Raw genomic sequence first — 24,554 nt, forward strand, 5'->3', positions numbered from 1 at the left:
TGCCCGCCCCGGACTACGGTCCGGAGTGGGTCGGGCGGGCGCCGCGCTCTCCCCGCGAGGAGATCCTGTGCGGCCTGTTCGCCGAAGTCCTCGGCCTGACCGGCATCAGCATCGACGACAGCTTCTTCGCGCTCGGCGGTCATTCGCTGCTGGCGACCCGCCTGGTGAGCCGTATCCGTTCGGTGCTGGACGCCGAGCTGTCCGTACGGCAGCTCTTCGAGACCCCCACCGTCGCCGCGCTCGCCACCGCACTCGACGGAGCCACCCAAGCGCGCCGCGGAGTGGTCCGGCTGGCCCGGCCCGCCCGGATCCCGCTCTCGCACCCACAGCAGCGCCTGTGGTTCCTCCAGCATCTGGAGGGTCCGAGCGATGTGTACAACGTGGCCGTCTGCCTCGAGCTGGACGGGCGGCTGGACGCGGATGCGCTGCGCGACGCGCTCGCGGACGTGGCCGCGCGTCACGAGAGCCTGCGTACGGTCTTCGCCGAGGACGCCGAGGGCAGCGCGTACCAGGTGATCCTGGACCCGGAGCGTGTGCGGCCCCCGCTGGCCGTGGAGCGGGTGGACGAGGAGTCGGTGGCGGAGCGGCTGCGGCGTGCCGCCAGGTACGTTTTCGATCTGTCCGCCGAAGCGCCCCTGCGGGCCTGGCTGTTCGAGACCGGCGGCGACAAGCGGGTTCTGCTGCTGCTGACGCACCACATCGCGAGCGATGCACGGTCGCGCACGATCCTCGTGCGCGAGCTGACCGCGGCGTACGCGGCGCGTACGAGCGGCGCGGCCCCGCAGTGGTCGCCGCTGCCCGTCCAGTACGCGGACTACAGCCTGTGGCAGCGTGACGTGCTCGGCTCGGAGGCGGACCGTGACAGCGGTATCTCTCGCCAGATTGCTTTCTGGGAGCAGGCGTTGGCGGGTCTGCCGGAGGAGCTCGAGCTCCCCACGGACCGGCCGCGCGGCTCGGGGCCGTCCTATGCGGGTGACCGGGTGCCCTTCGAGCTGCCCGACGGACTGTACGAGCGGCTGACGGCCCTGGCCCGGTCTGCACACGCCAGCCCGTTCATGGTGCTCCAGGCGGCGCTCGCCACCCTGTTGACCAGGCTCGGGGCGGGCACGGACATCCCGCTCGGCGCGCCGGTGGCGGGCCGCACCGACGACGCGCTGGACGGCCTCATCGGGTTCTTCGTCAACACCCTCGTGCTGCGCACGGACACCTCCGGCGACCCGACCTTCACCGAGCTGATCAGCCGTGTCCGTACGCAGAACCTGACGGCGTACGCGCACCAGGATCTGCCGTTCGAGCGGCTGGTCGAGGTGGTCAACCCGGAGCGTTCGCTGTCCCGGCACCCCCTCTTCCAGGTCATGCTGAGCTTCGACAACTCCGACCGGAGCACCGGCGCAGTCCCGCTCGCCGAGCTGCCCGGGCTCACGGTCACCGGCCGGCCGCTCGGCGCGCCCTCCGCGAAGTTCGACCTGTCCTTCGAGATCGCCGAGCGCACATCGGAGTCCGGTGCTCCCGATGGGCTGAGCTGTGCGCTGGACTTCAGCACGCAGCTGTTCGACCGGGACACCGCGGAGAGCATCGCCGGCCGGTTCGTACGGATTCTGGAGGCGATGGCCGACGATCCGGATCAGCCCATCGGCGCGGTCGGAATCCTCGACCCCGCCGAGCGGCACCGACTGCTCACCGAGTGGAACGACACGGCCGTCGACTATCCGGCGGAGCGCAGCGTGCACGCGCTGTTCGAGGAGCGGGCGGCTGCCGCGCCGGACGCGATTGCCGTGGTCTGCGGGACGCAGACACTCACGTACGCCGAGCTCAACCGGCGTGCCAACCGCCTCGCGCACCGGCTGATCCGGGCGGGTGTGCGGCCCGAGAGCCGGGTCGCCGTCCTCCAGGAGCGGTCCGCCGAGCTGGTGGTGTCGACGCTGGCGGTACTCAAAGCGGGTGGCGTGTATGTGCCGATCGATCCCCACCAGCCCGCGAGCCGTACCGAGTTCATCCTGCGGGACACCGAAGCCGTGGCACTGCTCACCGACCGGGAACCCGGCCGGGTCGGGTTCGCGACGGACGCCCCCACGGTGCGGGTGGGCGCCCCGGAGGACTTCGACGACGAGGCGGAGACCGACCCGGACCTCCCCACGCGGGCCCAGCAGCTCGTCTACGTGATGTACACATCGGGTTCGACGGGCACGCCGAAGGGCGTTGCCAATACCCACCGCAACGTTGTGCACCTGGCGGCCGACCGGTACTGGCGCGCGGGCCGTCACGAGCGGGTCCTGATGCACTCCCCGTACGCCTTCGACGCCTCCACTTTCGAGATCTGGACGCCGCTGCTGACCGGGGGCAGCGTCGTGGTCGCCCCGGCGGGTCGCCTCGACGCTTCGGACCTGGCCACGGTGATCGCCGCGCAGAAGGTGACCGGCCTTTTCGTCAGTGCCGGCCTGTTCCGGGTGCTGGCCGAGGAACGCCCCGAGTGCTTCGCGGGCGTCCGGGAGATCTGGGCGGGCGGCGACGTGGTGTCTCCGGTGGCGGTGCGGCGTGTGCTGGAAGCCTGTCCTGGCACGGTCGTGGCGAACGAGTACGGGCCCACGGAGACGACCGTGTTCTCCACCGTCAACCAGCTGCGCGCAGCGGACGACGTGCCAGAGGCGGTCGTGCCGATCGGCCGCCCCCTGTGGAACACCCGGGTCTATGTGCTCGACGACGGGCTGCGGCCGGTGGCTCCGGGGGTCAGCGGCGAGCTGTACATCGGCGGTGCCGGTGTGGCCCGCGGCTATCTGGGCCGGGCCGCGCTGACGGCGCAGCGATTCGTCGCCGACCCCTTCGCAGACGGCGGGGAGCGGATGTACCGGACCGGCGACGTCGTGCGATGGCGCGCCGACGGGCGGCTGGAGTTCGTCGGCCGTGTGGACGATCAGGTGAAGCTGCGCGGATTCCGCATCGAGCCCAGCGAGATCGAGGCCGCGTTGGCCGCACATCCCCATGTCGCCCAGGCGGCGGTGGTCCTCCGCGAGGACCGGCCCGGCGACAAACGGCTGGTCGGCTACGTCGTCGCGGGCACCGGGCAGCCGGCCGACCACGAGGAGCTGCGCGGGCACGTTGCAGCGTCGCTGCCGGAGTACATGGTGCCGTCGGCCGTGGTCTTCCTCGACGAGCTGCCGTTGACGGCGAACGGGAAGCTGGACCGGGGTGCGCTGCCTGCTCCGCAGTACGGCGGCGAGCGCTCGGGGCGCGGGCCGGGCTCGGAGCGGGAGAAGACGCTGTGCTCCCTGTTCGCGGAGGTGCTGGGGCTGTCGGAAGTCGGTGTCGATGACGGGTTCTTCGACCTGGGCGGCGACAGCATCATGTCGATCCAGCTGGTGAGCCGGGCCCGGCGGGCCGGACTGGAGCTGTCCGTACGGGACATCTTCGAGCGGCGCACGGTGGCGGCCCTGGCCGAGGTCGTCACCGAGGCGTCCGGGATCGCGGCCGAGGAGCCGGGCGCGGGCGTGGGCGCCGTGCCGCTCACCCCGATCGTGCGCTGGTTCCTCGAACGGGGAGGCCCCGTCGACGAGTTCAATCAGTCACGGCTGATCCAGGTGCCCGCCTCGCTGCGCCACGACCATCTGGTCGCCGCGATGCAGGCAGTTCTGGACCACCACGACGCGCTGCGCGCCCGTCTGCACCGGGACGCGGCCGGCGACCGGATGGAGATCACCCCGCCCGGTTCCGTGCGCGCCGAGTCCTGTGTGCTGCGGGTGGACGCGGCCGGCCTGGACGAGGAGGCCCAGCGGGACCTGGTGCGGGAACACACCGAGGCGGCGCGCCGACTGTTGGATCCGGCCGCTGGCGCCCTGACGTACGTGGTGTGGTTCGACCGGGGGCCGGACATGCCCGGTGTGCTGCTGCTTCTGGTTCATCACCTGGTGGTGGACGGGGTGTCGTGGCGGGTGTTGGTGCCGGATGTGGCGGAGGCCTACCGGGAGGTGGCGGCCGGTCGCCGGGTGCGGTTGCAGCCGGTGGGTACGTCGCTGCGCCGCTGGGCGGAGCGCCTGGTGGAGGAGGCGGTGACGCCGGTGCGGGCCGCGGAGGCGGCGTGGTGGCGGGATGTGCTGCGTGGTGCGTCCCCGCCGCTGGGCGGCCGGGCGCTGGATGCGGAGAGGGATACGTACGGGACCGCCGGGCACCTCACGCTGCGGCTGCCGGTCGCGGTGACGGAGCCGGTGCTGACGACGGTGCCGTCGGTGTTCAACGCCGAGGTCAACGACGTGCTGTTGGCGGCCTTCACGCTGGCGTGGGCGCAGTGGCGCGCGTCCCACGGCGCCGGGGTCCTGCTCCATCTGGAGGGGCACGGCCGCGAGGAGCAGGTGGTGTCCACAGCCGATCTGTCCCGCACGGTCGGCTGGTTCACCAGCCTCTACCCGGTCCGGCTGGACGGCGGCACCTTCGACGCCGCCGAGGCCTGGGCGGCAGGCCCGGCCGTGGGGCAGGTGCTCAAGCGCGTGAAGGAGCAGCTGCGAGCAGTGCCCGACAAGGGGATGGGGTACGGCCTGGCCCGCTACCTCAACGCGGAGACGGCGCGGGCCTTTTCGGGTCTGCCGCTGCCCCAGGTCGGCTTCAATTACCTCGGCCGGTTCACCACCGCGGACATCGAGGACGCGGGCAGCGCGCCGGTCCCGGACTGGGCGGTGCTGGGCACCGCGGCGGGGACCGGGGGCACGGACCCGAGGGTGCCGCTCGCGCACGCCCTGGAGCTCAACGCCCGTACTCACGACGGGCCCCGGGGCCCGGAGTTGTCCGCGACCTGGACCTGGGCCCGCGGAGTGCTCGGCGAAGCCGACGTCCAGGAGCTGGCCGAGCTGTGGTTCCGGGCGCTGGAGGTCCTTGTCGAGCACGCGAAGCGGCCCGACGCGGGCGGGCTCACCGTATCCGACGTATCGCTGAGCCTGCTCAGCCAGAGCGAGATCGACTTGCTGGAAGACGAGTGGAGGACGTCGTAATGGCGACACAGTCCGGATTGCAGGACATTCTGCCGCTGGCCCCCTTGCAGGAGGGTTTGCTCTTCCACAGCGTCTACGACGAGACGGCGACCGACGTCTACCTCGTGCAGCAGGCCATCGACCTCCAGGGCGACCTGGACGTGGCGGCGCTGCGCGCGGCGGGACAGGCGCTGCTGGCCCGGCACGACAACCTGCGGGCGGCCTTCCGGTATGCGGGCCTGCAGCGCCCTGTCCAGCTCATCCCGCGCCAGGTGGAGCTTCCCTGGGAGGAGGTGGACCTGACCCACCTGCCCGAGGACGAGCGCGTGCCCGCGGCCGACCGGGCGCTGGAAGCCGACCGGCTGCGCCGCTTCGACCTGACCAAGCCGCCGCTGCTGCGGTTCACGCTGATGCGCTTGGGCGAGCAGCGCTTCCGCTTCGTGCTGACCAACCACCACATCCTGCTGGACGGCTGGTCGCGGCCGATGGTCGTGCGGGAGCTGCTCGCGCTGTACGCGTCCGGCGGCGACGCCGGCGGCCTGCCGCGGGTACGCCCGTATCGCGACTATCTCCAGTGGCTGGCCGGCCAGGATCGCGATATGGCCGAGGCCGCATGGCGCGAGGTACTGGACGGGCTCGACGGGCCCACCCTCGTGGCGCCGCAGGCGGGCGAGCGGCTGCCGGGCGTGCCCGAGCGGGTGGAGCGGGAGCTGGACGCCTCCACGTACGAGGCGCTGTCCGCGCTGGCCCGCGCCCGCGGCCTGACCCTCAACACCCTGGTCCAGGGCGCGTGGGCGGTGGTGCTCGGCCGGCTCACCGGCCGCGACGACGTGGTGTTCGGGGCGACGGTATCCGGGCGCCCGCCGGAGATCGCAGGAATCGAAACCATGGTGGGGCTGTTCATCAACACTCTGCCGGTACGGGTGCGGCTGCGCCCGTACGAGCCGCTGCTCGACACGCTGCAGCGGGTGCAGGACGAGCAGACGCGCCTTCAGCCCCACCAGCAGCTGGGGCTCGCCGAGATCCAGCGGCTGGCCGGCGCGGGCGAACTCTTCGACACGACGATGGTCTTCGAGAACTACCCGGTCGACATCGCGCCCGAGTACGACGAGGACGGCGGGAGGGGCCAGGACAACGGGAACGCCGGCGGCGACGGTCTGCCCGGAGTCGACGTGACCGGCACACGCAACCGCGACGCGACCCACTACCCCCTGGCGCTCGTGGCCGTCGGCCGCGGAAGCCTGCGGCTGCGCCTCGACCACCAGCCCGACCGGATCCCCGGCGACCTCGCCCGCACGGTCATGGACTGGCTGGTCGCCGTGTTGCGTTCCGTCGTCGCCGACCCCGCCCTGCCGGCCGGACGGTTCGATCTGATGCCGCCCGACGAGCGGCGCGCGGCCCTCGGGTCCGGACACGGCGCGGTGACCGATGTTCCGGCGGTCTCGCTGCCCGAGGCGTTCCGATCGCAGGTGGCCCGCACCCCGGACGCCCCCGCTGTCCGCGATGGCGACAGGACGCTCAGCTATGCCGAACTCGACGCGGAATCCGACCGGTTGGCGCAGCATCTGACCGGACTCGGGGTGCGGCCCGAGACGCCGGTGGCCCTGTGCATGGACCGCTCGGCCGCACTCGTCGTCGCAGTCCTCGGCGTGCTCAAGGCAGGCGGCGCCTACGTCCCGCTGCACCGCAACGACCCGGCCGACCGGCAGCGTCTCGTCGTGGAGCAGTCCGGTGCGCGGATCGTGGTCACCGACGGGGCCGACGCGGAGCGCGCCGCGGAGCTCGGGGTGCCGGTGGTCGTCGCCGACGCCCTGGGCGATGCCCCCGCGGGCTCACCGGAGATGTCCGTACACCCGGAGCAGCTCGCGTACGTGATGCACACCTCCGGCTCCACGGGTACCCCCAAGGGCGTCGGCGTCACCCATCTGGACGTGCTGGAGCTGGCCCGCGACCGGTCCTTCGCGGGCGGTGCGCACGAGCGCGTCCTCGTGCACTCCCCGCACGCCTTCGACGCCTCCACCTACGAGCTGTGGGTGCCCTTGCTGTCCGGTGGCACCGCGATCGTCGCCCCGGCCGGGGACCTCGACCCGGGGCTGCTGGGCAAGGTCCTCGCGGAGCACGCGGTGACCGGACTGTGGCTGACATCCGGCCTGTTCCAGCTCGTGGCCGACGAGGCACCCGAACACCTCGCGGGGGTACGCGAGGTGTGGACCGGTGGCGACGTCGTCCCGGCCGCGTCGGTGCGACGCGTCATGCGGGCCTGCCCCGGTACTGCGGTCGTCGACGGCTACGGGCCGACCGAGACCACGACGTTCGCGGTGCGTCACAAGCTGCCCGCGGGCGGCGCCGTACCCGACGAGATACCGATCGGCACGCCCCTGGACAACACCCGGCTCCTCGTCCTCGACGGGGCGCTGCGCCCCGTCCTCGCAGGCATGCCCGGCGAGCTCTATATCGCCGGTGCGGGCCTGGCGCGCGGCTACTGGCAGCGGCCGGGCCAGACCGCCGAGCGGTTCGTCGCCGCTCCTCACGGCCCGGCGGGCACACGCATGTACCGCACCGGAGACCTGGTGCGGTGGAACGCCGCCGGGGCGCTGGAGTACCTCGGGCGCGCCGACGAACAGGTGAAGATCCGCGGGTTCCGCATCGAACTGGGCGAGATCGAGGCGGTGCTGGGCCGCCACCCCGAGGTCGCCCAGGCCGTCGTCACCCTCTGGGAGCCCCGGCCCGGCGACAAGGGGATCGCCGCCCATGTGGTGCCGGCGCAGGGCCGTGCCCTGGATACGTCCGCGCTGCGGGCGTACGCGGCCGCGGAACTGCCCGACTACATGGTGCCGTCGGCGTTCGAGTCCGTGGACGTGCTGCCCCTGACCGGCAACGGCAAGGTCGACCGCAGGGCGCTGCCCGCCCCGGACCCCGTTGCGGCGTCGGCCGGACGGGCCCCGCGCACGTGGTACGAGGAGATCCTGTGCGGCCTGTTCGCCGAGATCCTCGGGCTGCCGTCGGTCACCATCGACGACCACTTCTTCGAATCGGGCGGCCATTCGCTGCTCGCCACGCGGCTGGTGAGCCGCATCCGCACGGTGATGGGAGTCGAGCTCGCGATCCGGCAGCTCTTCGAGGCCCCCACCGTCGCCTCCCTGGCACGGGCGCTGGACAAGGCCGGCGAGGCCCGCGCCGCCCTTGCCCCGGTGACGCCGCGGCCCGGCCGTGTGCCCGCCTCCTTCGCGCAGCGCAGGCTGTGGTTTCTGCACCGCTTCGACGGCCCGAGCCCCACCTACAACATCCCCTTCGCGGTGCGGCTGACCGGCGACCTCGACCGCGAAGCGCTGCGGTGCGCGCTCGCCGACCTCCTGAGGCGGCACGAGTCGCTGCGCACGGTCTTCGCCGAGGACGCCGAGGGCCCGCACCAGATCGTGCTCGACGCCGCAGAGGCCGCCCCGGAGCTGACGGTGGCGGCGATCGACGAGGGCCGTCTCGACGAGGAGATCGCAGCCGCCGCCGCGTATGCCTTCGACCTGTCCGCCGAGGTTCCCCTGAGGTCCTGGCTGTTCGAAACAGGGGAGCGGGAACACGTACTGCTGCTGCTGATCCACCACATCGCGGGCGACGGCTGGTCGGTGCCGCTGCTGGCTCGCGACCTGACCTCCGCGTACGCGGCCCGCCGGTCCGGGGCGGCCCCCGCATGGCGGCCGCTGCCCGTGCAGTACGCCGACTACAGCCTGTGGCAGCGCCAGGTGCTCGGCGACGAACGCGATCCGGACAGTCCCATCGCGCGGCAACTCGCCCACTGGAAGCAGACGCTGGTCGGGATCCCGGACGAACTGGCGCTGCCCGCGGACCGGCCGCGGCCCGCCACCGCGTCCTACCGGGGCGACCGCGTGCTCTACGAGGTGCCTGGGCAGCTGCACGAGAGGATCGTGGCGCTGGCCCGCGCCACCCAGGCGAGTTCGTTCATGGTCCTCCAGGCCGCCGTCGCCACCTTGCTCACGCGGCTGGGCGCGGGCACGGACATTCCGCTCGGCACGCCGGTCGCCGGCCGTACCGACGACGCGCTCGACGATCTTGTCGGGTTCTTCGTCAACACCCTGGTCATGCGCACCGATACGTCGGGCAACCCGACCTTCCAGGAGCTCCTCGCCCGGGTCCGGGAGGCGGACCTGGAGGCCTATGCTCACCAGGATCTGCCGTTCGAGCGGCTGGTGGAGGAGCTGAACCCCGGACGCTCGCTGTCCAGGCACCCGCTCTTCCAGACCATGCTGACGTTCAACAACACCGCGCAGCGGGAGGGTTCGGACCAGGCGCCCCAGCTTCCGGGCCTCACGACCGAGCCGGTGCGGTCCGACGCGGGCACCGCCAAGTTCGACCTTCTCTTCGCCTTCGCGGAGCGGCACGGCGCCGACGGCCGTCCGGCCGGACTCGGCGCGGGCCTGGAGTTCAGTGCCGACCTGTTCGACCGGAGCACGGCCGAAGCGCTCGTGACGCGTTTGCTGCGGCTGCTGGAGGAAGTGACCGCCGATCCACGGCGCAGGATCGGCGAGTTCGAGATCCTGTCGAGCCTCGAGCGGCGCCAGGTCCTGACCGAGTGGAACGACACCGAGGCCGCCGGGCCCGGTGGCTCGCTGCCCGAGCGGTTCGAGGCACAGGTGGCCCGGTCGCCGCACGCCACGGCCGTGGAGTCCCCGGACGGCCCACTCACCTACGCCGAACTCAACGCGCGGGCCAACCGCATGGCCCGGCACCTGATCGCACAGGGAGTGGGGCCCGAAAGCCTCGTCGCCGTCGCCATGCCCCGCTCCGCGCACCTGGTGACCGCACTGCTGGCGATCCTCAAGGCCGGTGCCGGATACGTGCCGGTCGACCCTGAGTACCCGGCCGACCGGATCGCCTACATGCTCGGCGATTCCCGGCCCGCCCGGATCCTCACCACGCGCGCCCAGGCCGACGGCCTGCCGGCCACGATGACCGGGCGGGCGATCGTGGTCGACGATCCGGAGACGGCGTCGGAGCCGGCGGGCCTGCCGTCCGGCGACGTCACCGCACAGGAGCGCACCGCGTCCCTCGCTCCGGCTCACCCGGCCTATGTGATCTACACGTCGGGATCGACCGGCCGTCCCAAGGGGCTGGCCATGCCGGCGAGCGCGGTGGCCAACCTCCTCGACTGGCACGAGGGCTCCCTGCCCCGCGGACCGGGCACCCGTGTCGCGCAGTTCACGGCGGTCAGCTTCGACGTCTCGGTGCAGGAGATCCTGTCCGCGCTGCTGTCCGGCAAGACGCTCGTGGTCTGCGCCGAGCACGTACGGCGCGACCCGGCGGAGCTGGCGCGATGGCTGCGTGACGAGCGGATCCAGGAGCTGTACGCGCCCAACCTGGTCATCGAGGCCGTATGCGAGTCGGTCGTGGCGCACGGTCTCGAACTGCCCCACCTCACCGACCTGGTGCAGGCGGGGGAGGCGCTCACCCCGCACGGTGCGATACGCGCGTTCCACTCCGGCCACGCGGGCTGCCGGCTCCACAATCACTACGGCCCGGCCGAGACACACGTGGTGACCGCCTATCAGCTCCCTCACTCGGTCGCGCAGTGGCCCGCCGCCGTACCGCCCATCGGCACACCGATCGCCAACACCCGTATCCGGCTGCTGGACGCGTGGCTGCGACCGGTGCCGCCAGGCGCGACGGGAGAGGTGTACATCGCGGGCGCGGGCCTGGCGCGGGGGTACATCGGCCGCCCCGGGCTGACCGCGGAGCGGTTCGCCGCGGACCCCTACGGACCGCCCGGTGCGCGCATGTACCGTACGGGCGATCTCGCCCGTTGGACCGCCGATGGCCAACTCGTCTACCTGGGCCGCGCGGACGCCCAGGTGAAGATCCGCGGGTTCCGGGTCGAGCCCGGTGAGATCGAGGCGGTCCTGACCGCCCATCCCCATGTCGCGCGGGCGGCCGTGGTCGTCCGTGAGGACCGGCCCGGCGACAGGCGGCTGGTGGCCTATGTGGTGGCGGACGGCGAGCAGCCCGAGGCGGGGGAGCTGCGCGGCTTTGCCGCCGGGCAGCTGCCCGACCACATGGTGCCCTCGGCATGCGTCTGCCTGGACACGCTGCCGTTGACGCCCAACGGAAAACTCGACCGGTCGGCGCTGCCCGCGCCCGAGTACTCGACCGGATCCCGCGCACCGCAGACACCGGCCGAGGAGGTGCTGTGCGCCCTATACGCGGAAGTGCTCGGTGTGGCGACGGTCGGAGTCGACGACGACTTCTTCGAGTTGGGCGGCCACTCCTTCCTGGCCGCCCGGCTCGTCGGCAGGATCCGCGAGGAGCTGGGCGTGGAGGCGCCCATCCGCCGGGTCTTCGAGGCACCCACGGTGGCCGCTCTCGCCGGGGCACTGAGCGGTGGTGACGGGCAGTCCGGTCCGGGGCTCCGCCACTCCGCGGATGTGCTGCTGCCGCTGCGGGCGCGGGGTGAGGCTGCGCCGCTCTTCTGCCTGCACCCCGGCGGCGGCTTCAGCTGGTGTTACGCCGGCCTCGTACGGCACATCGGGAAGCATGTCCCGGTGTACGGCGTACAGGCGCGCGGACTCGACGGCGCGGGCGCCTTGCCGTCGACCATGGACGAGATGGTCGAGGACTATCTCGCGCGCATACGGTCCGTCCAGCCGAGCGGCCCGTACCGGCTTGCCGGGTGGTCCTTCGGCGGGCTGTCCGCGCACGCCCTGGCAACCCGGCTGCGTGCAGAGGGCGAGGAGGTCGGGCTGCTGGCCCTGCTCGACGCCTACCCACCGGGCAAGGACGCCGACGCGCGGGAGGTCATCGAGCACGAAGTGGTAGCGCACAACCTGCAGGCCATGGGATTCGAGTTCGACATGGCCGAGCTGATAGCAGACCAGGAGCGCGTTCTGCTGCGTTTTCGGGAGTTCCTGCAAAACACGGACGACTCCCTGGCGCATCTGGAGGCCCAGGACATGCTCGCGGTCAAGGACGTCTACGTCAACAATGTCCGGATCATGCGCAAATTCAAGCCCGGATTCTTCGACGGTGACGTCCTCTTCTTCTCGGCCACGCGCATGTCGGCAACGGACCGGGAAACCCGGCTGAATGTCAGCTTCTGGCAACCATTCGTCGGCGGACGCATTGAAGTGCACGCGATAGACTCGGCGCACGGCAATCTGATGACTGACCCGCGGCATATCGCCGGTATCGGCCGTGTCCTCGCTGACAAGTTGTGAACTCTTCCCCGGAAAATTTCTGAAGCAGAAGGAGTAATCGAATGAGCACCAACCCCTTCGAGGACGCCGAGGGCACGTACGTGGTTCTGGTCAACGACGAGGGCCAGCACTCCCTGTGGCCGTCGTTCGTCGAGGTACCGGACGGCTGGCAGACCGTCCTGGCGGAGACCACGCGCGACGCGGCCCTCGATTACATCAACACCAACTGGACCGACATGCGGCCGAAGAGCCTGATCGCCGCCATGGAAGGCGGCGCCGGCGCCTCCGCGTAGCGGCCGCTTCCTGAATTTCGGAAACAGACGAACCAGCCAGCCAGAGAGTTCCCTGTGCGGCCCGCTCACCGGCAAGCCCGGTGGGCGGGCCGCACAGGGTGGGAGGGGGAGAGGCGAGTGCCCGTCGTACCCGTGAACGGGATCCGGCTCCATTACGAGGACACCGGCTCGGGCGAGCCCGTGGTGATGATCCAGGGCACGGGCGGCAGCCACCGCGCGTGGCAGCTGCACCAGGTCCCCGCGCTCACTGCCGCGGGGTACCGAGTGATCACCCTGGACAACCGGGGCATCCCGCCGACCTCGGAGTGCGCCGACGGCTTCACCGTGCAGGACATGGCCGGTGATGTCGCGGGTCTTATCGAGTACCTGGACCTGGCACCGTGCCATGTGGTGGGCACATCCATGGGGGCCTTCGTCGCGCAGGAACTCGCCCTGGCCCGTCCGGAACTGCTCGGCCAGGCGGTCCTGATGGCCACCCGTGGCCGCACGGACGTACTGCGCAGGGAGCTCACCGCCACCGAGATCGCGCTCCACGACTCGGGGATGTCCCTCCCACCGCGGTACGCGGCCGTGCTCCGCGCCGTGAAGTACCTGTCCCCGAGCACGCTCAACGACGACCGGGCGATGGCCGATTGGCTGGACCTGTTCGAGCTGTCACCGGCCGCCGGCCCCGGGCAGCGGGCACAGATGGACGTCAGCAAGCTGAGCAACAGGCTGGAGGACTACCGGGGGATCGAGGTCCCCTGCCATGTCATCGCGTTCGCCGACGACCTGGTGACTCCGCCGCACCTGGGCCGTGAGGTCGCCGATGCCATTCCGGGCGCGACGTATGAAGTCATCGCCGACTGCGGGCACTACGGATATCTCGAGGACCCCGGTGCGGTGAACAAGAGCATCGTGGAGTTCTTCGCACTCCGGCGGCCCTGACTTCGCGGAAGAGCGGGACGGAAAGGAGGAGGGAGAGCGTCCGGCCGGGGGTACCGGGACGCTCTCCCTCCCGTCGGAATGACCGGGCCTTTACTCCTGCTGGTCCGGTCGTGTGGTCCTGTGGTAGGGCCGCTGCCCAGGGTGCTGCGGGGACGGATTCGGCTCGTACTGCTGCGGCTGGCGGTACTGGGCCTGCTGGTACTGGGTCTGCTGGTACGGCAGTTGGGCGTGCTGCGGATACGGCTGCTCGTTGACGTAGGGCTGCTGCGGCTGCTGGTACGCGTAGGGCTCGTACTGCTGAGACTGGGGCTGCTGGGTCTGCTGCTGCGCGTACGGGTCCTGGTACGCGTACGGCTCGTACCGCCCCGGCTCCTGCGCGCCGTACGTCCCCTGCGCGACTTGCGCGTACTGCGCAGGCTCCGCCACCGTCAACTGCATCGTCACCGGATCCGGCCGGCGCACCGCGCCGCCGCCCTCGCGGCCTGAGGGCACCCCCTTGGCGCGCCGCCGGCGGATCGCGGCGGGCCACCAGTTCCAGCTGCCGAGCACGGCCATCAGAGCGGGGAGGACGAAGACGCGGATGACCACCGCGTCGATCAGAATCGCCACGGCGAGGCCGACTCCGAGTTGCTTGAACTCGACCATGCTCAGCGTGCCGAAGATCGAGAAGACGCCGACCATCACGACGGCCGCGCTGGTGACCACGCCTGCGGAGCGGGTGATCCCGTCCCGCACCGCGTCCTTCGTCGGCATGCCCGCTTCCGCCGCCTCACGGATACGGCTCACCACGAACACGTGGTAGTCCATGGACAGTCCGAAGAGGACGACGAACAGGAACAGCGGCAGCCAGGCCACGACCGCGCCGCTGGACCGGAAGTCGAGCAGGTTCTCCGCCCATGTGTGCTGGAACACGGCCACCAGGACGCCGAAGGCCGCCGCCGCGGAGAGCAGGTTGAGCACGATGGCCGACAGAGCGATGGCCACAGAGCGAAAGATCACGGCCATCATGCCGAAGGTCAGCAGGAGCACGAAGCCGACCACCCACGGCAGGCGCTCCTCCAAGTGCCCGGTGAAGTCCACGCCCTGGGCCACCTTGCCGCCGACTCCGTACTCCGCGTCCGGCACCTGCCCGACCGCGTGCGGCAGCCAGGCCCGGAGCGCTTCGAGCGACGAGCGCGCACCTTCGCTCTTCGGCGTGAAGGGGGTGCCCACGTCGACGGTGTGGACCCTGCGGTCAGCGGACTCGCGCACCGCCGGCTTCTGGTCGTGGGCGAAGAGCCTGGACTCGGCGGTGCGCTGCACCAGGCCGTCCAGCGCCTTCCTGACCTGTCCCGCCTCGCGGGCGGGGGCCCGAACCGCCACCTGGTGGACGGTGCCCTTGCTCGGGAACTCCTCGGCGAGGCGGTCCATGGCGCGTACGACCGGGATGTCCCGGGACAGGTCGTCCGAGCCGGGCTGCTTGAGCTTCATGTCCAGCGCCGGCAGAGCGAGGAGCACCAGGGCGCCCACGGAGACCAGGAGTGTGAGGGCGGGACGGACCAGTGCCGGGCGCAGCAGGGCGGGCCACAGCTTCGACTCGCCGGAACGCAGCGTCAGCCGCCACAGGAACGGGACCTTCGGACGGTCGAGCCAGCGGCCGAGCTTGGCGAGCAGCGCGGGCAGCACGGTCAGCGAGGCGAGCACCGCGACGGCGACGACGATGATGGAGCCGGTGGCGAGGGAGGCGAACGTCGCCTCCTGAGCCAGGTAGAGGCCGGCCATCGACACGATTACCGTCACACCGGAGACGACGACCGTGTGGCCGGAGGTCCTCGCCGCGATCTCGATGGCATCGCGGTGGTTCGCACCCTTCTGGCGCTCCTCCCGCTCGCGCTTGAGATAGAAGAGCGAGTAGTCCACGCCCACGGCCATGCCCATCAGCAGGATCACACTGCTCGCCGAACTCGTCGCGGGCATCAGGTGGGAGGTCAGCGATGACAGGCCGATCCCGGCTCCGACGGCGGACAGCGCCAGCGCCACCGGCACTCCGGCGGCGATGAGGGTGCCGAACACGCAGAGCAGGATCAGCAGCGTCATCGGCAGGCTGATGTACTCGGCGCGTTTGAAGTCCTCTCCCAGGGTTTCGGTCAGACCCTTGGCCGTCGATCCGGTGCCGACCTGCTCGATACGGAGGCCGGGGTGCGCCTCTTCCGCGGCCGCGCTCTGGTCCAGCAGCGGCTGGATGCGCTTGTCGGCGGTCTCCGGGTCTCCCCGCATCGTGACGGGCACGAGCATGGCGGTGCCCCGGGGGTTGGCGACAGGCTTTCCGACGGATGCGACACCGTCCAGCGCCTTCATCCGCCGTGCGACGTCGGCGGCTGCCGACGTCGCTGCCCGTTCGTCCAGCTCGTCCCCCGACTTGGGAGTGATCAGGACGCTTTCCTCGGGCTTGCTGCCGAAGTGCCCCGAGGCCACGATCCTTCCGGCGCGTCCGGACTCCCGTACGCCCGACTCCTCGTCACTGATGTTGTTCGTGCCGGCCGCACCGCCCAGAAAGAGGCACAGAAGGACGAAGGCGCCCCACAGGCCGATGGCTGACCACGGGTGGGTGGCACTCCACCGCGCGATCCGGATCGTCGCCGGTTCTTTCCTCAACGTCGTTTCCTCCCGCTACCCGGTTGACGATCGGCCATAGCCGGTGGCCAGTGGCCCCGTTCACCGTCGGCAACGCTAGTTTCCGCGCCGCCGGAATCGCTATGCGGCAAACCCTCGTCATCCTCGGCGTCCCCCGCACGTCAAACACTGTGGAAATCCGCACCCCGGCCCTGTGGTGTGCCACACCTGGAAAAGGGGTGAACCTTGACGGGATGGAATGGCGCCAGCTACGTTCTGGCCGGAGATGCACGGTGTCATTCACGGGGGAGCGCTCTTCGTGCGTGGCCTTCGCTGCCCTTATCCGGGCCGGCCGCACCGCTTCTGCAGTCTCATTCCGAGTTGTCGGCTCAGACGTTCCGCACTGCCTGAAAAGGGCAGCCGTGCGCCAGTGGCAGCAATATGTCAGAAGCAATATTGCACGAAGGAGAACATGTGGAAACCCTGGTGCTCACTCAGCAGCATGTTGCCAAACTCGTCAGTTCCGGTGGCCGTGACCGTTTCATGGATCTCATGATTGACAGGCTGCGGAAGGCATTTGTCGCCGCCCGCGAATCGAATGGCACCACCCCGCCCAGGGAGGGGTTCCTGCGCTGCCCCGGAGAAACCGGGGTCATCGAGTGGATGCCGCACCATCAGCCGGGCAGTTCGATGACGCTCAAGACGGTGGCCTACACCCCGTCCAACCCGGCCGAGTTCCGGCTGCCCACCATCATCGGTTCACTGACCCGCTACGACGACGTCACCGGCAGGCTGCTGGCCGTCTGCGACGGAATCCTGCCGACGGCGATCCGCACCGGCGCGGCCTCCGCCATCGCCAGTTCGCTGCTGGCCCTTCCCGGCGGCCGGGTCCTCGGGCTCATCGGTGCAGGAGCCCAGGCGGTGACCCAGGCGCACGCGCTGAGCAGGGTGTTCCCGCTCGAGCAGATCCTCGTGTACGACATCGACGAGACGCATGCCGCCTCCTACGCGGACCGGGTGGACTTCCTGGGCCTGGAGGTACGCATCGCGAGCGTGTCCGAGATCGAAGCGAACGCGGACATCATCTGCACCGTCACCTCCGTCGGTGTGGGCGAGGGGCCCGTCCTGACGGGCGAGCACCTCCGGAGCCACGTGCACATCAATGCCATCGGGGCCGATCTCGTCGGCAAGTTCGAGGTCCCGAAGGCGATCCTCGAGTCCGCGTTCGTGGCTCCGGATCACGTCGCCCAGGCGCTCCGCGAAGGAGAGTGCCAGCAACTGGAGCCGGGTGACCTCGGCCCGGACCTGATGGCGCTGTGCGCCGATCCGCGTGCCGCGGAGGAGTTCCGCGACCGGATCACGATCTTCGACTCGACGGGCTTCGCGCTGGAGGACCATGTCGCGTTCGACGTGCTGCTCGAGCTCGCGGAGGAAGCGGGCGTGGGTGAGCGGGTCCGGCTGGAGCACCTCCCCGAGGACGCGCTCAATCCGTACTCCTTCCACTGAGTCGCGGTACGGGCCCGGGCCGGTCCCGTCCTCTTGCCGGCGTGACAAGAGGGCGGGACCGGCCCGGGCAACAGGTCGGTCCGCCGTGCGCATCCCCGCTCGACCTCAGGACTCCAAGTAGCGCACCACCGCCAGGATCCGGCGGCTGTACCCCGTGGTCTGCGCGAGGTCGAGCTTGTCGAAGATCGCGTTCACGGTCTTCTCGACGGCGCTCTGGGAGATGTGCGACTTCTGGGCGATGGCCGCATTGGTGTGGCCCTGCGCCATCTCGTCCAGCACGCTCCGCTCACGCGGCGTCAGCCGGCTGAGCGGGTCGACATGAGTGGTGCGCGCCAGGAGCTGGCGTACGACCTCGGGGTCGATGGCCGCCCCGCCCGCGTGCACGCGCTCCAGCGAGTCCAGGAACTCCTCCACCTGGGCGACCCGGTCCTTGAGCAGATACCCGACCCGCGCGGCGTTGGACGTGAGGAGCTGGGCGGCGTAGTGCTTCTCCACATGCTGGGAGAGCACCAGCACGCCGATGTCGGGCCAGCGCTCACGGATCTCCAGCGCGGCGCGCAGGCCCTCGTCGGTGTGGGTCGGCGGCATCCGGATGTCGACAACGATGAGATCGGGCTTCTGCTCCTCGACTTCCCGGATCAGGGCCGTGCCGTCGCCGACCGCGGCGAGGACCTCATGGCCCTCCTCGGTGAGCAGTCGGACGAGCCCTTCGCGCAGCAGGGTCGAGTCCTCGGCGAGGATTATGCGCACGGAAACTCCGCAGTGATGGTGGTCGGGCCGCCCGGCGGGCTGCTGATGTACAGATGGCCGTCGAGTGCGGCCACGCGGCGGTGCAGCCCGTACAGACCGCTGCCCGCCGGGTTGGCGCCGCCGACGCCATTGTCCTGGACCTGGACGAGAAGCCTGGCACCTTCCCGCCTGATGCTGACGACGATGTGACCTGCGCTGGAGTGCTTGGCGGCGTTCGTCACGGACTCCGACACGACGAAGTACGCGGCGGTCTCGATGGGCTGGGGCAGTGGCGTCGCGAGGCGGAGGTCGATGTGGAGCGGGATGCTGCACCGCTCGGCCACTCCGGCCAGGGCCTCCTGCAGCCCGAGGCTGTCGAGAGCCGTGGGATAGATCCGCCACGCGACCTCGCGCAACTCGCTCAGGACGTCCTGGGATTCCTTGTGGGCCTGTGCCAGCAGCGCGTCGGCCCGCTCCGGGGTGCTGTTGCGGCGCGCCCGGCCCAGCAGCATGGCCAGGGCCACCAGCCGCTGCTGCACCCCGTCGTGCAGATCGCGCTCGATACGACGGCGCTCCGCGTCGACGGCTTCGAGGATCCCGGCCCGGCTGAGGGCCAGCTCGTTGATACGGCGCTTGAGCAACTCCCGTTCGGAGGGCCCGAAGCACTCGCGGGCGAGTCGCTTGTCCCAGGCGGTGAGGGACATGAGCCCCTGCACATTGAGGAAGAGCAGGACGCAGCCGAGCAGCACCTGCGTCAGCACCTCGGTCCAGCTCTGGTTGCCCTGCACGATTCCCACCGCGAGCAGCCCGGCCAGGACTGCGCCGAAGCCGAGCAGGCCGACGACGATGCCGCACAGTATTCCGGTGAACGCGCGGGTCACGACGAAGGAAAGGGCTTTCCTGCCCTCGTAGTCGGGTGGAAAGTGGTCGCCAAAGAAGGTGGAACGGCGCCACCGCTCCAGATTGGCCAGGCGGCGCGCGACGGAGATCAGCGACTGCAGGGCGCGATCCCGGGTCCTGGGCCACAGCAGTACCGGGCTCAGAACGGCACCGACCGCGAGGATGAAGGGGAAGCTGAGGAACGCGGTGCCGATGCCTAAGAGGAGACCGCCGGCCCTGCGGAGATAGGACGGAGCATCCGTCGCGGCGCCTCCGTCTTCCCCGGTGTCCGCATCAGGCGGCAAGTGGGGGACGCCGATGTCGGGCCAATGCTCCTGCTTACCCAGCACGAACGGCGAGCCTAGCCGCGGCGCGAGCGGAGGAGCAAGGCCGTCCCCGCGCACCGGGTGCGCGGGGGTACTGGCCGTGGCGGTGACCGACTCGTCCGTCATCAGGGACGACGGTGCTGGGCGCGATGAGAGCGGCGCTGATTTACGCGCATCACGAGGAAGGCAGCCAGCGCGAGCACGACGAGCAACGCGACGGCCTTGGAGAAGACCCCCACGTACTGTTCGACCAGATCCCACTGGTCTCCGAGCCAGTAACCCGCCAGCACCAGCACGGAGTTCCAGATCAGACTGCCCAGCGTGGTGAGGACGAGGAACGTCGGCATGGCCATCCGCTCGACCCCGGCAGGCACGGAAATCAGGCTCCGGAAGATGGGCACCATGCGGCCCAGAAAGATGGCCTTGGTTCCGTGCTTGGCGAACCACTCCTCAGTCCGGTCCAGGTCGGAGGGCTTCACCAGGGGCAGTTTCGCCCAGATCGCATGCATCCGCCGACGGCCGAGCAGCGCCCCGAGCCAATAGAGGACGGCCGCGCCGACGACCGAGCCCAGTGTCGTCCAGAAGAGGGCCGAGGCCAGGGTCAGCACCCCCTGTCCTGCGGCGAAGCCGGTCAGGGGGAGGATCACCTCGCTGGGAAGCGGAGGAAAGAGATTCTCCAGGGCGATGGCCAGGCCAGCTCCGGGCCCGCCCATGGCATCGACGAGATCGGCGGCCCAGCCCGCGATGCCATCCGCGGGTTCTTGGGGCAGGGCCAGAATCATGGACTTCACGCGGCACCTCTACGGCGGTAATAGGCGGGAGCGGCAAACTCGGCCGCAGCTTGCCGACAACACTAGAAACCGCTGACGAGGCCCACCATGAGGTACGCCGTCGACTCAGATTGAGGAAGTCCACAGCACGGCGTTACGGGAGACCGTAACCGGCCCCGGCTTGTCTATCTTGCATTGCGGACATTGCGATCACTGCGAGCATTTGCTGTCACTCGGGTAGCCCACCCGCTGCCGCAAGGGGAGCAAATCCCGTCTGTCAGGGAGTGAGTGGCCGTGCCGAGCAGTGAATTTGGCAGGTTATTGCCACGGTTGGGATTCCGTTGACACTGCAATCTTACTGCGTGTTACTGTCGGCGAGTCCGAATGCACAATGCGAACCGGAAAGGAGACTCCGAATGGAGATGGAGTCGACTTACGAGGTCCCGGAGCTCATCGAGCTCGGTGACTACGACGACCTGACCAGGGGCGTCGGCATCCCGCTGGCCGACTTCTTCGTCCACTTCGACTAAGTCGATGGCCGAGTGAAGTAATCGCCGAATGAGGTAATGGGATGCGGCGGACCGGCGGCGCAAGTCATCCGGCTGTTCCCGTCGCATCCCATTCATCATTCCCGCTCACCATTCGGAATCGTGGAGGGAAAAGTGGCAAAGGCCACCGCCGTGCCCGGGTTCTGGTTCATGGCACTGCCGGACAATGAATCCGCCACTCCGGTGCTGCGCCGGCTGCACTCGCACATCGGCTTCAGCCATGCGCACGCGTCGGGGCGGCCCTGGGTCATCGGTGGTGTCCGGCCGGACGGCGGCGTCGGCATCACCTCGACCGTCCACGCCGAACACGGGCGTACCAGACTGCTGGTGACAGGCACTCACTCGCTGTCCGACACGGAACTCCAGTCGTGGGCCAGGCGCATCCGGCACGTCGCCGACGTCGACCGGCTCGCCGCATCCCTCGCCGGCTGCGCCCACATCGTCGCGACCGTGGACGGACAGGTACGGGTGCAGGGCAGCGTCTCCGGAGTACGCCGCGTGTTCTACGCCTCTGTCGGCGGTGCGTCGGTGGCGGCGGACCGGGCCGATCTGCTGGCCGCTCTGACCGATGCCTCCCTGGACACCACGCGCCTCACCGCCCGCCTGCTGGCCATAACCCCTGACGCGCTCACGGAACCGGTCTGGTCCGGCGTCGACGTCGTTCCACCCGGCAGTTCCCTGCTACTGGGGGCGGGGGGAGAAAAGAGCGTCAGACGGTGGTGGCAGCCGCCGGAGCAGGAGTTGAGCAGTAAGCAGGGAGCGCCTGCGCTGGCCGAAGCGCTCACCGCAGCGGTGGCTGTCCGGGTACGCGACCACGCGACCGTGGCCTCCGACATGTCGGGCGGACTCGACTCCACGCCGGTGAGCTTTCTCGCCGCGGGTGCCACGGACTCCGCCGCCGGAAAGCTCGTCACCGTGCGCATCGGCGTGGCGGACCCCACCCATGACGACCACCTCTGGGCTTCCCGGGCACAGCAGATGCTCGACGGCGCCCACATCAGTCACAAGGTGTTCGAGCCGGGCGAACTCCCCGACATGTTCGACCGGGTGGCGGAGCCGGTCACGGGCCTGGACGAACCGATCCGCTGGATCCGCCCCATCGCCCGGCTCCGCGAGACGGCGCGCTGGCTGGGTGCTTCCGGCGCAACGGTCCATCTGACCGGGCACGGCGGCGACGAAGTCCTGCCGGTCAAGCCCAACTACCTGCACGACTTGATGCGGCGACGGCCGGTACTCGCTCGCGAACACCTTGCCGGGATGCGTGCGCTGAGGCGTTGGTCCGTATCCGGGACGATGCGGGCGCTCGCCGAACAGCGCTCGTACGCGAAGTGGCTGGCCGATCAGGCGGACCGGCTGACCACCCCCTTTCCCGCGGGCAGCCAGCCGATGTTCGGCTGGGAATACCCGCTGCGCCTGCCGCCGTGGGTCACCCCCGGGGCCGCCGCGGACCTGTCCCGGCGTATCCGGCAGGGGGCCGAGGGCGCCGAGCCCTACCTGCCGTCGAGGTCCGGCCACACAACCGTCGACCTGGCGCGCCAGCTCGGCTCGGCCGTCCGCCTGGCCGAGGCGGTCACGGAGGAGGAGGGGGCGGCGCTGCAGGCTCCGTATCTGGACGACCGGGTCCTCGAGGCCTGCCTGGCGGTGCGCCCGGAGGAACGCAGCTCCCCGTGGACGTACAAGCCGCTCATGGTCGAGGCGATGCGCGACACCATGCCGGAGGGGTCCCTGGAGCGGGCGACCAAGGGAGAGTTCTCGGATGACTTCTTCCGGGGACAGCGGCGCCACCGCGGGCAGATGGCAGAGCTCTTCGACGAACCGCTCCTCGCCGAGCTGGGACTCGTCGACACGGCAGTGCTCCGGCACATGGCACTGGCGGCCTATCCGCCCGGTCTGCCGTGGTCGGCGCTGGACGCCACGATGGCGGCGGAGAACTGGCTGCGGGCTCGGGAGCAGAGCCGGCAGTGGACATTCGATGGGGAGGAAAGCCGTGTCATTCAGCCTGGCTGACGGAGTGTCGATCGCGCAGACCGGGAGCGGAGCCGTGCTCCTGGACGAGCGGTCCGGACGGTACTGGCAGCTGAACAGCTCGGGAGCCCGGGTGCTCGAGAAGCTGCTCGCGGGCGAGTCGGTCGGAGAAGCCGGCGCCGCGGCGGCGTCCGGGACGCGGGTCGCGCCGGAGAAGGCCGCGGGGGACGCGGCCGCGCTGCTCGAAAGACTGCAGGCCGCGGGGCTGGTCTCCCGATGAGCATGCCCGTCGCGATCACAGGGCGCCCCCGCCTGCCGTTGCACCGGCGCCCGCTGCCCTGGCTCGCAACGCTCGTCGCGCGTCTGCTCATGCACCAGCCACCAGCACGCATCCGTGCGGTGCTCGGCTTCGTCCGCAGGGGCGCGCGGCCCGCGACCGTCGAGGAAGCGCAGAAGTGCCGGGACGCGGTTGTGGCGGTGAGCGTCAGCTGTGCGGGTGAAGGGTGCGTCCAGCGTTCGCTTGCCACCGTGCTGCTGTGCCGTGTGCACGGCAGCTGGCCAACGTGGTGTTCGGGCGCAAGGGTCGTTCCGTTCCTGGCCCACGCCTGGGTCGAGGTCGACGGGGAGCCCGTGGGTGAGCCCTATCCGGCCGGTTACCACACGGCCCTCATCCGCGTTCCTCCCCGATGACCACCGCGCCCCGGACCACGCATTGAAGAGGCCCAGGAGGCCGCTACTCGGAGGATTCCAGGCATGCAGACGACCGAACTGACCGAATTCGGCCTGGGACTACGGATCGAGAACTTCCCGCCGGACGGATCCGGCGCGAGAGCCGCCTCGAAGCAGACGATCCGGGACCTGCTGTGGGAATTCGGCGTGCTGCACTTCGCAGGATTTCCGGCCGACAGCGATGTGTTCATCGACTTCGCCCGCTGGTTCGGCCGGCCCGAACCCGTCTTCCCGGCCGAGCACCGAGCGCCCGGATACGAGCACATACGCCTGCAGTCGAACATCCGCGGCTACGGCGTCAACGCGGGTGGCCAGTACTGGCACGCCGACGGCTCGTTCGCCGAAGTCCCCACCGCCATAACGCTGTTGCTCTGCGACGAAGCACCGGACCACGGGGGAGTGACGCTCTTCGCCGATATGCGCGCAGCCTACGAGTCGCTGCCCGAGCCCCTGCGCACCACCGTCCTGGGAATGGCCGGGCACTATCCGTGCCGGGCCATCGCCGCACGGGACATGCGGGCGGCCGTCGCCATGAAGACCGTCACCCTCTCCGAAGCGGATCGGAAAGCCAGGCTGGAGGGCCTGCGGGACTTCACCCGCCCCTTGGTCGGGAGCCACCCGGTGACCGACCGCAGGGCCCTTTATCTGAACCAGCACTGGCTGCGGGGCATTGAGGGCAGGACGGACGCCGAGAGCGCCGAACTACTCGACCTCCTGTACGGCGTCGCCACCGCCCCGGCCAACCTGTACCGGCACACGTGGCGCACAGGAGATGTGTTGGTCTGGGACAACGCTTCGGTCATGCACCGGGCGCTCCCCGCCCCGGCCGGACAACGGAAGGTCACACGGCGCATCACCATTTCAGGCGAGAGCTGAGTGGCTGTTGTCGCACCGATCTTGAGGCGGTGTTTTCGCTGGCCGGGCATAGGGTCGGCGGAGGAATGGCAACCTGACCGCTCGGACGAGGTGCCGCCGCACAGCACTCCAAGACGCTTGGTCGTCTGATGGAACGACCAGGTCGTTAGCAGAGGTTGCCGTTCAGCGGTGATTCCGTGGTGACCCTTCCCTCCACTTGCTACTTGTGAGTAACGTTCATCTCCCCCCCCCCCCCCGCGACGCACTGACCCTCCAGCACC

At 70.3% G+C, this 24,554-nt stretch carries 14 protein-coding genes; 10 read left to right on the plus strand and 4 right to left on the minus strand.

Annotation, left to right across the window (positions count from 1 at the left end; all coding sequences use genetic code 11):
* The 4 genes from ACTWQC_RS27350 to ACTWQC_RS27365 form a co-directional block, all read left to right on the plus strand.
* On the plus strand, window positions 1-4,976 hold a 4,976-nt coding region (locus ACTWQC_RS27350), incomplete at its 5' end, for an amino acid adenylation domain-containing protein (protein ID WP_443318477.1).
* Window positions 4,976-12,175 (plus strand): amino acid adenylation domain-containing protein, encoded by a 7,200-nt coding sequence (locus tag ACTWQC_RS27355; protein WP_443318478.1) that lies wholly within the window; start codon window positions 4,976-4,978, stop codon window positions 12,173-12,175. The genes ACTWQC_RS27350 and ACTWQC_RS27355, both read left to right, overlap by 1 nt.
* 41 nt (window positions 12,176-12,216) lie before the next feature.
* Window positions 12,217-12,447, plus strand: coding sequence for an MbtH family protein (locus ACTWQC_RS27360; RefSeq protein ID WP_443318479.1), 231 nt, complete (start codon window positions 12,217-12,219; stop codon window positions 12,445-12,447).
* 117 nt (window positions 12,448-12,564) lie between these two features.
* Window positions 12,565-13,374, plus strand: a complete 810-nt coding sequence (locus ACTWQC_RS27365) for an alpha/beta fold hydrolase (RefSeq protein ID WP_443318480.1) — start codon at window positions 12,565-12,567, stop codon at window positions 13,372-13,374.
* 90 nt (window positions 13,375-13,464) lie between these two features.
* Here the strand turns inward: ACTWQC_RS27365 and ACTWQC_RS27370 are convergent, their stop codons facing one another.
* Window positions 13,465-16,008, minus strand: coding sequence for an MMPL family transporter (locus ACTWQC_RS27370; protein WP_443318481.1), 2,544 nt, complete (start codon window positions 16,006-16,008; stop codon window positions 13,465-13,467).
* Between the two features lie 399 nt (window positions 16,009-16,407).
* Between ACTWQC_RS27370 and ACTWQC_RS27375 the strand changes: the two genes are divergently transcribed.
* Window positions 16,408-17,472, plus strand: coding sequence for an ornithine cyclodeaminase family protein (locus tag ACTWQC_RS27375; protein ID WP_443318482.1), 1,065 nt, complete (start codon window positions 16,408-16,410; stop codon window positions 17,470-17,472).
* A gap of 105 nt (window positions 17,473-17,577) precedes the next feature.
* Here the strand turns inward: ACTWQC_RS27375 and ACTWQC_RS27380 are convergent, their stop codons facing one another.
* From ACTWQC_RS27380 to ACTWQC_RS27390, 3 genes are read right to left on the minus strand one after another with little or no spacing between them, the layout of a single operon-like run.
* Window positions 17,578-18,222, minus strand: coding sequence for a response regulator transcription factor (locus tag ACTWQC_RS27380; protein WP_443318483.1), 645 nt, complete (start codon window positions 18,220-18,222; stop codon window positions 17,578-17,580).
* Entirely contained in the window at window positions 18,213-19,532 is a 1,320-nt protein-coding gene (locus ACTWQC_RS27385; protein ID WP_443318484.1) for a histidine kinase, read from the minus strand. Before ACTWQC_RS27385 ends, ACTWQC_RS27380 begins: the two co-directional genes overlap by 10 nt.
* Entirely contained in the window at window positions 19,532-20,188 is a 657-nt protein-coding gene (locus ACTWQC_RS27390; RefSeq protein WP_443318541.1) for a DedA family protein, read from the minus strand. The genes ACTWQC_RS27385 and ACTWQC_RS27390 overlap by 1 nt, the downstream gene beginning before the upstream one ends.
* Window positions 20,189-20,592: 404 nt before the next feature.
* Between ACTWQC_RS27390 and ACTWQC_RS27395 the strand changes: the two genes are divergently transcribed.
* From ACTWQC_RS27395 to ACTWQC_RS27415, 5 genes are all read left to right on the plus strand, one after another.
* Complete coding sequence (locus tag ACTWQC_RS27395) at window positions 20,593-20,706, plus strand: lasso RiPP family leader peptide-containing protein (RefSeq protein WP_443318485.1); 114 nt, start codon at window positions 20,593-20,595, stop codon at window positions 20,704-20,706.
* A gap of 132 nt (window positions 20,707-20,838) precedes the next feature.
* Window positions 20,839-22,731 carry an asparagine synthase-related protein gene (locus tag ACTWQC_RS27400; RefSeq protein WP_443318486.1) on the plus strand — a complete coding sequence of 631 codons (1,893 nt, stop codon included), beginning with the start codon at window positions 20,839-20,841 and terminating at the stop codon, window positions 22,729-22,731.
* Complete coding sequence (locus tag ACTWQC_RS27405) at window positions 22,712-22,969, plus strand: lasso peptide biosynthesis PqqD family chaperone (protein ID WP_443318487.1); 258 nt, start codon at window positions 22,712-22,714, stop codon at window positions 22,967-22,969. Before ACTWQC_RS27400 ends, ACTWQC_RS27405 begins: the two co-directional genes overlap by 20 nt.
* On the plus strand, window positions 22,966-23,379 hold the full coding sequence (locus ACTWQC_RS27410; protein WP_443318488.1) for a lasso peptide biosynthesis B2 protein: 414 nt from the start codon (window positions 22,966-22,968) through the stop codon (window positions 23,377-23,379). Before ACTWQC_RS27405 ends, ACTWQC_RS27410 begins: the two co-directional genes overlap by 4 nt.
* Window positions 23,380-23,442: 63 nt before the next feature.
* Window positions 23,443-24,294, plus strand: a complete 852-nt coding sequence (locus ACTWQC_RS27415) for a TauD/TfdA dioxygenase family protein (protein WP_443318489.1) — start codon at window positions 23,443-23,445, stop codon at window positions 24,292-24,294.
* Window positions 24,295-24,554 lie beyond the last annotated feature (260 nt).

This window comes from Streptomyces sp. 8N616, from assembly GCF_052246385.1.
In the GTDB taxonomy this organism is placed as follows: Bacteria; Actinomycetota; Actinomycetes; order Streptomycetales; family Streptomycetaceae; genus Streptomyces.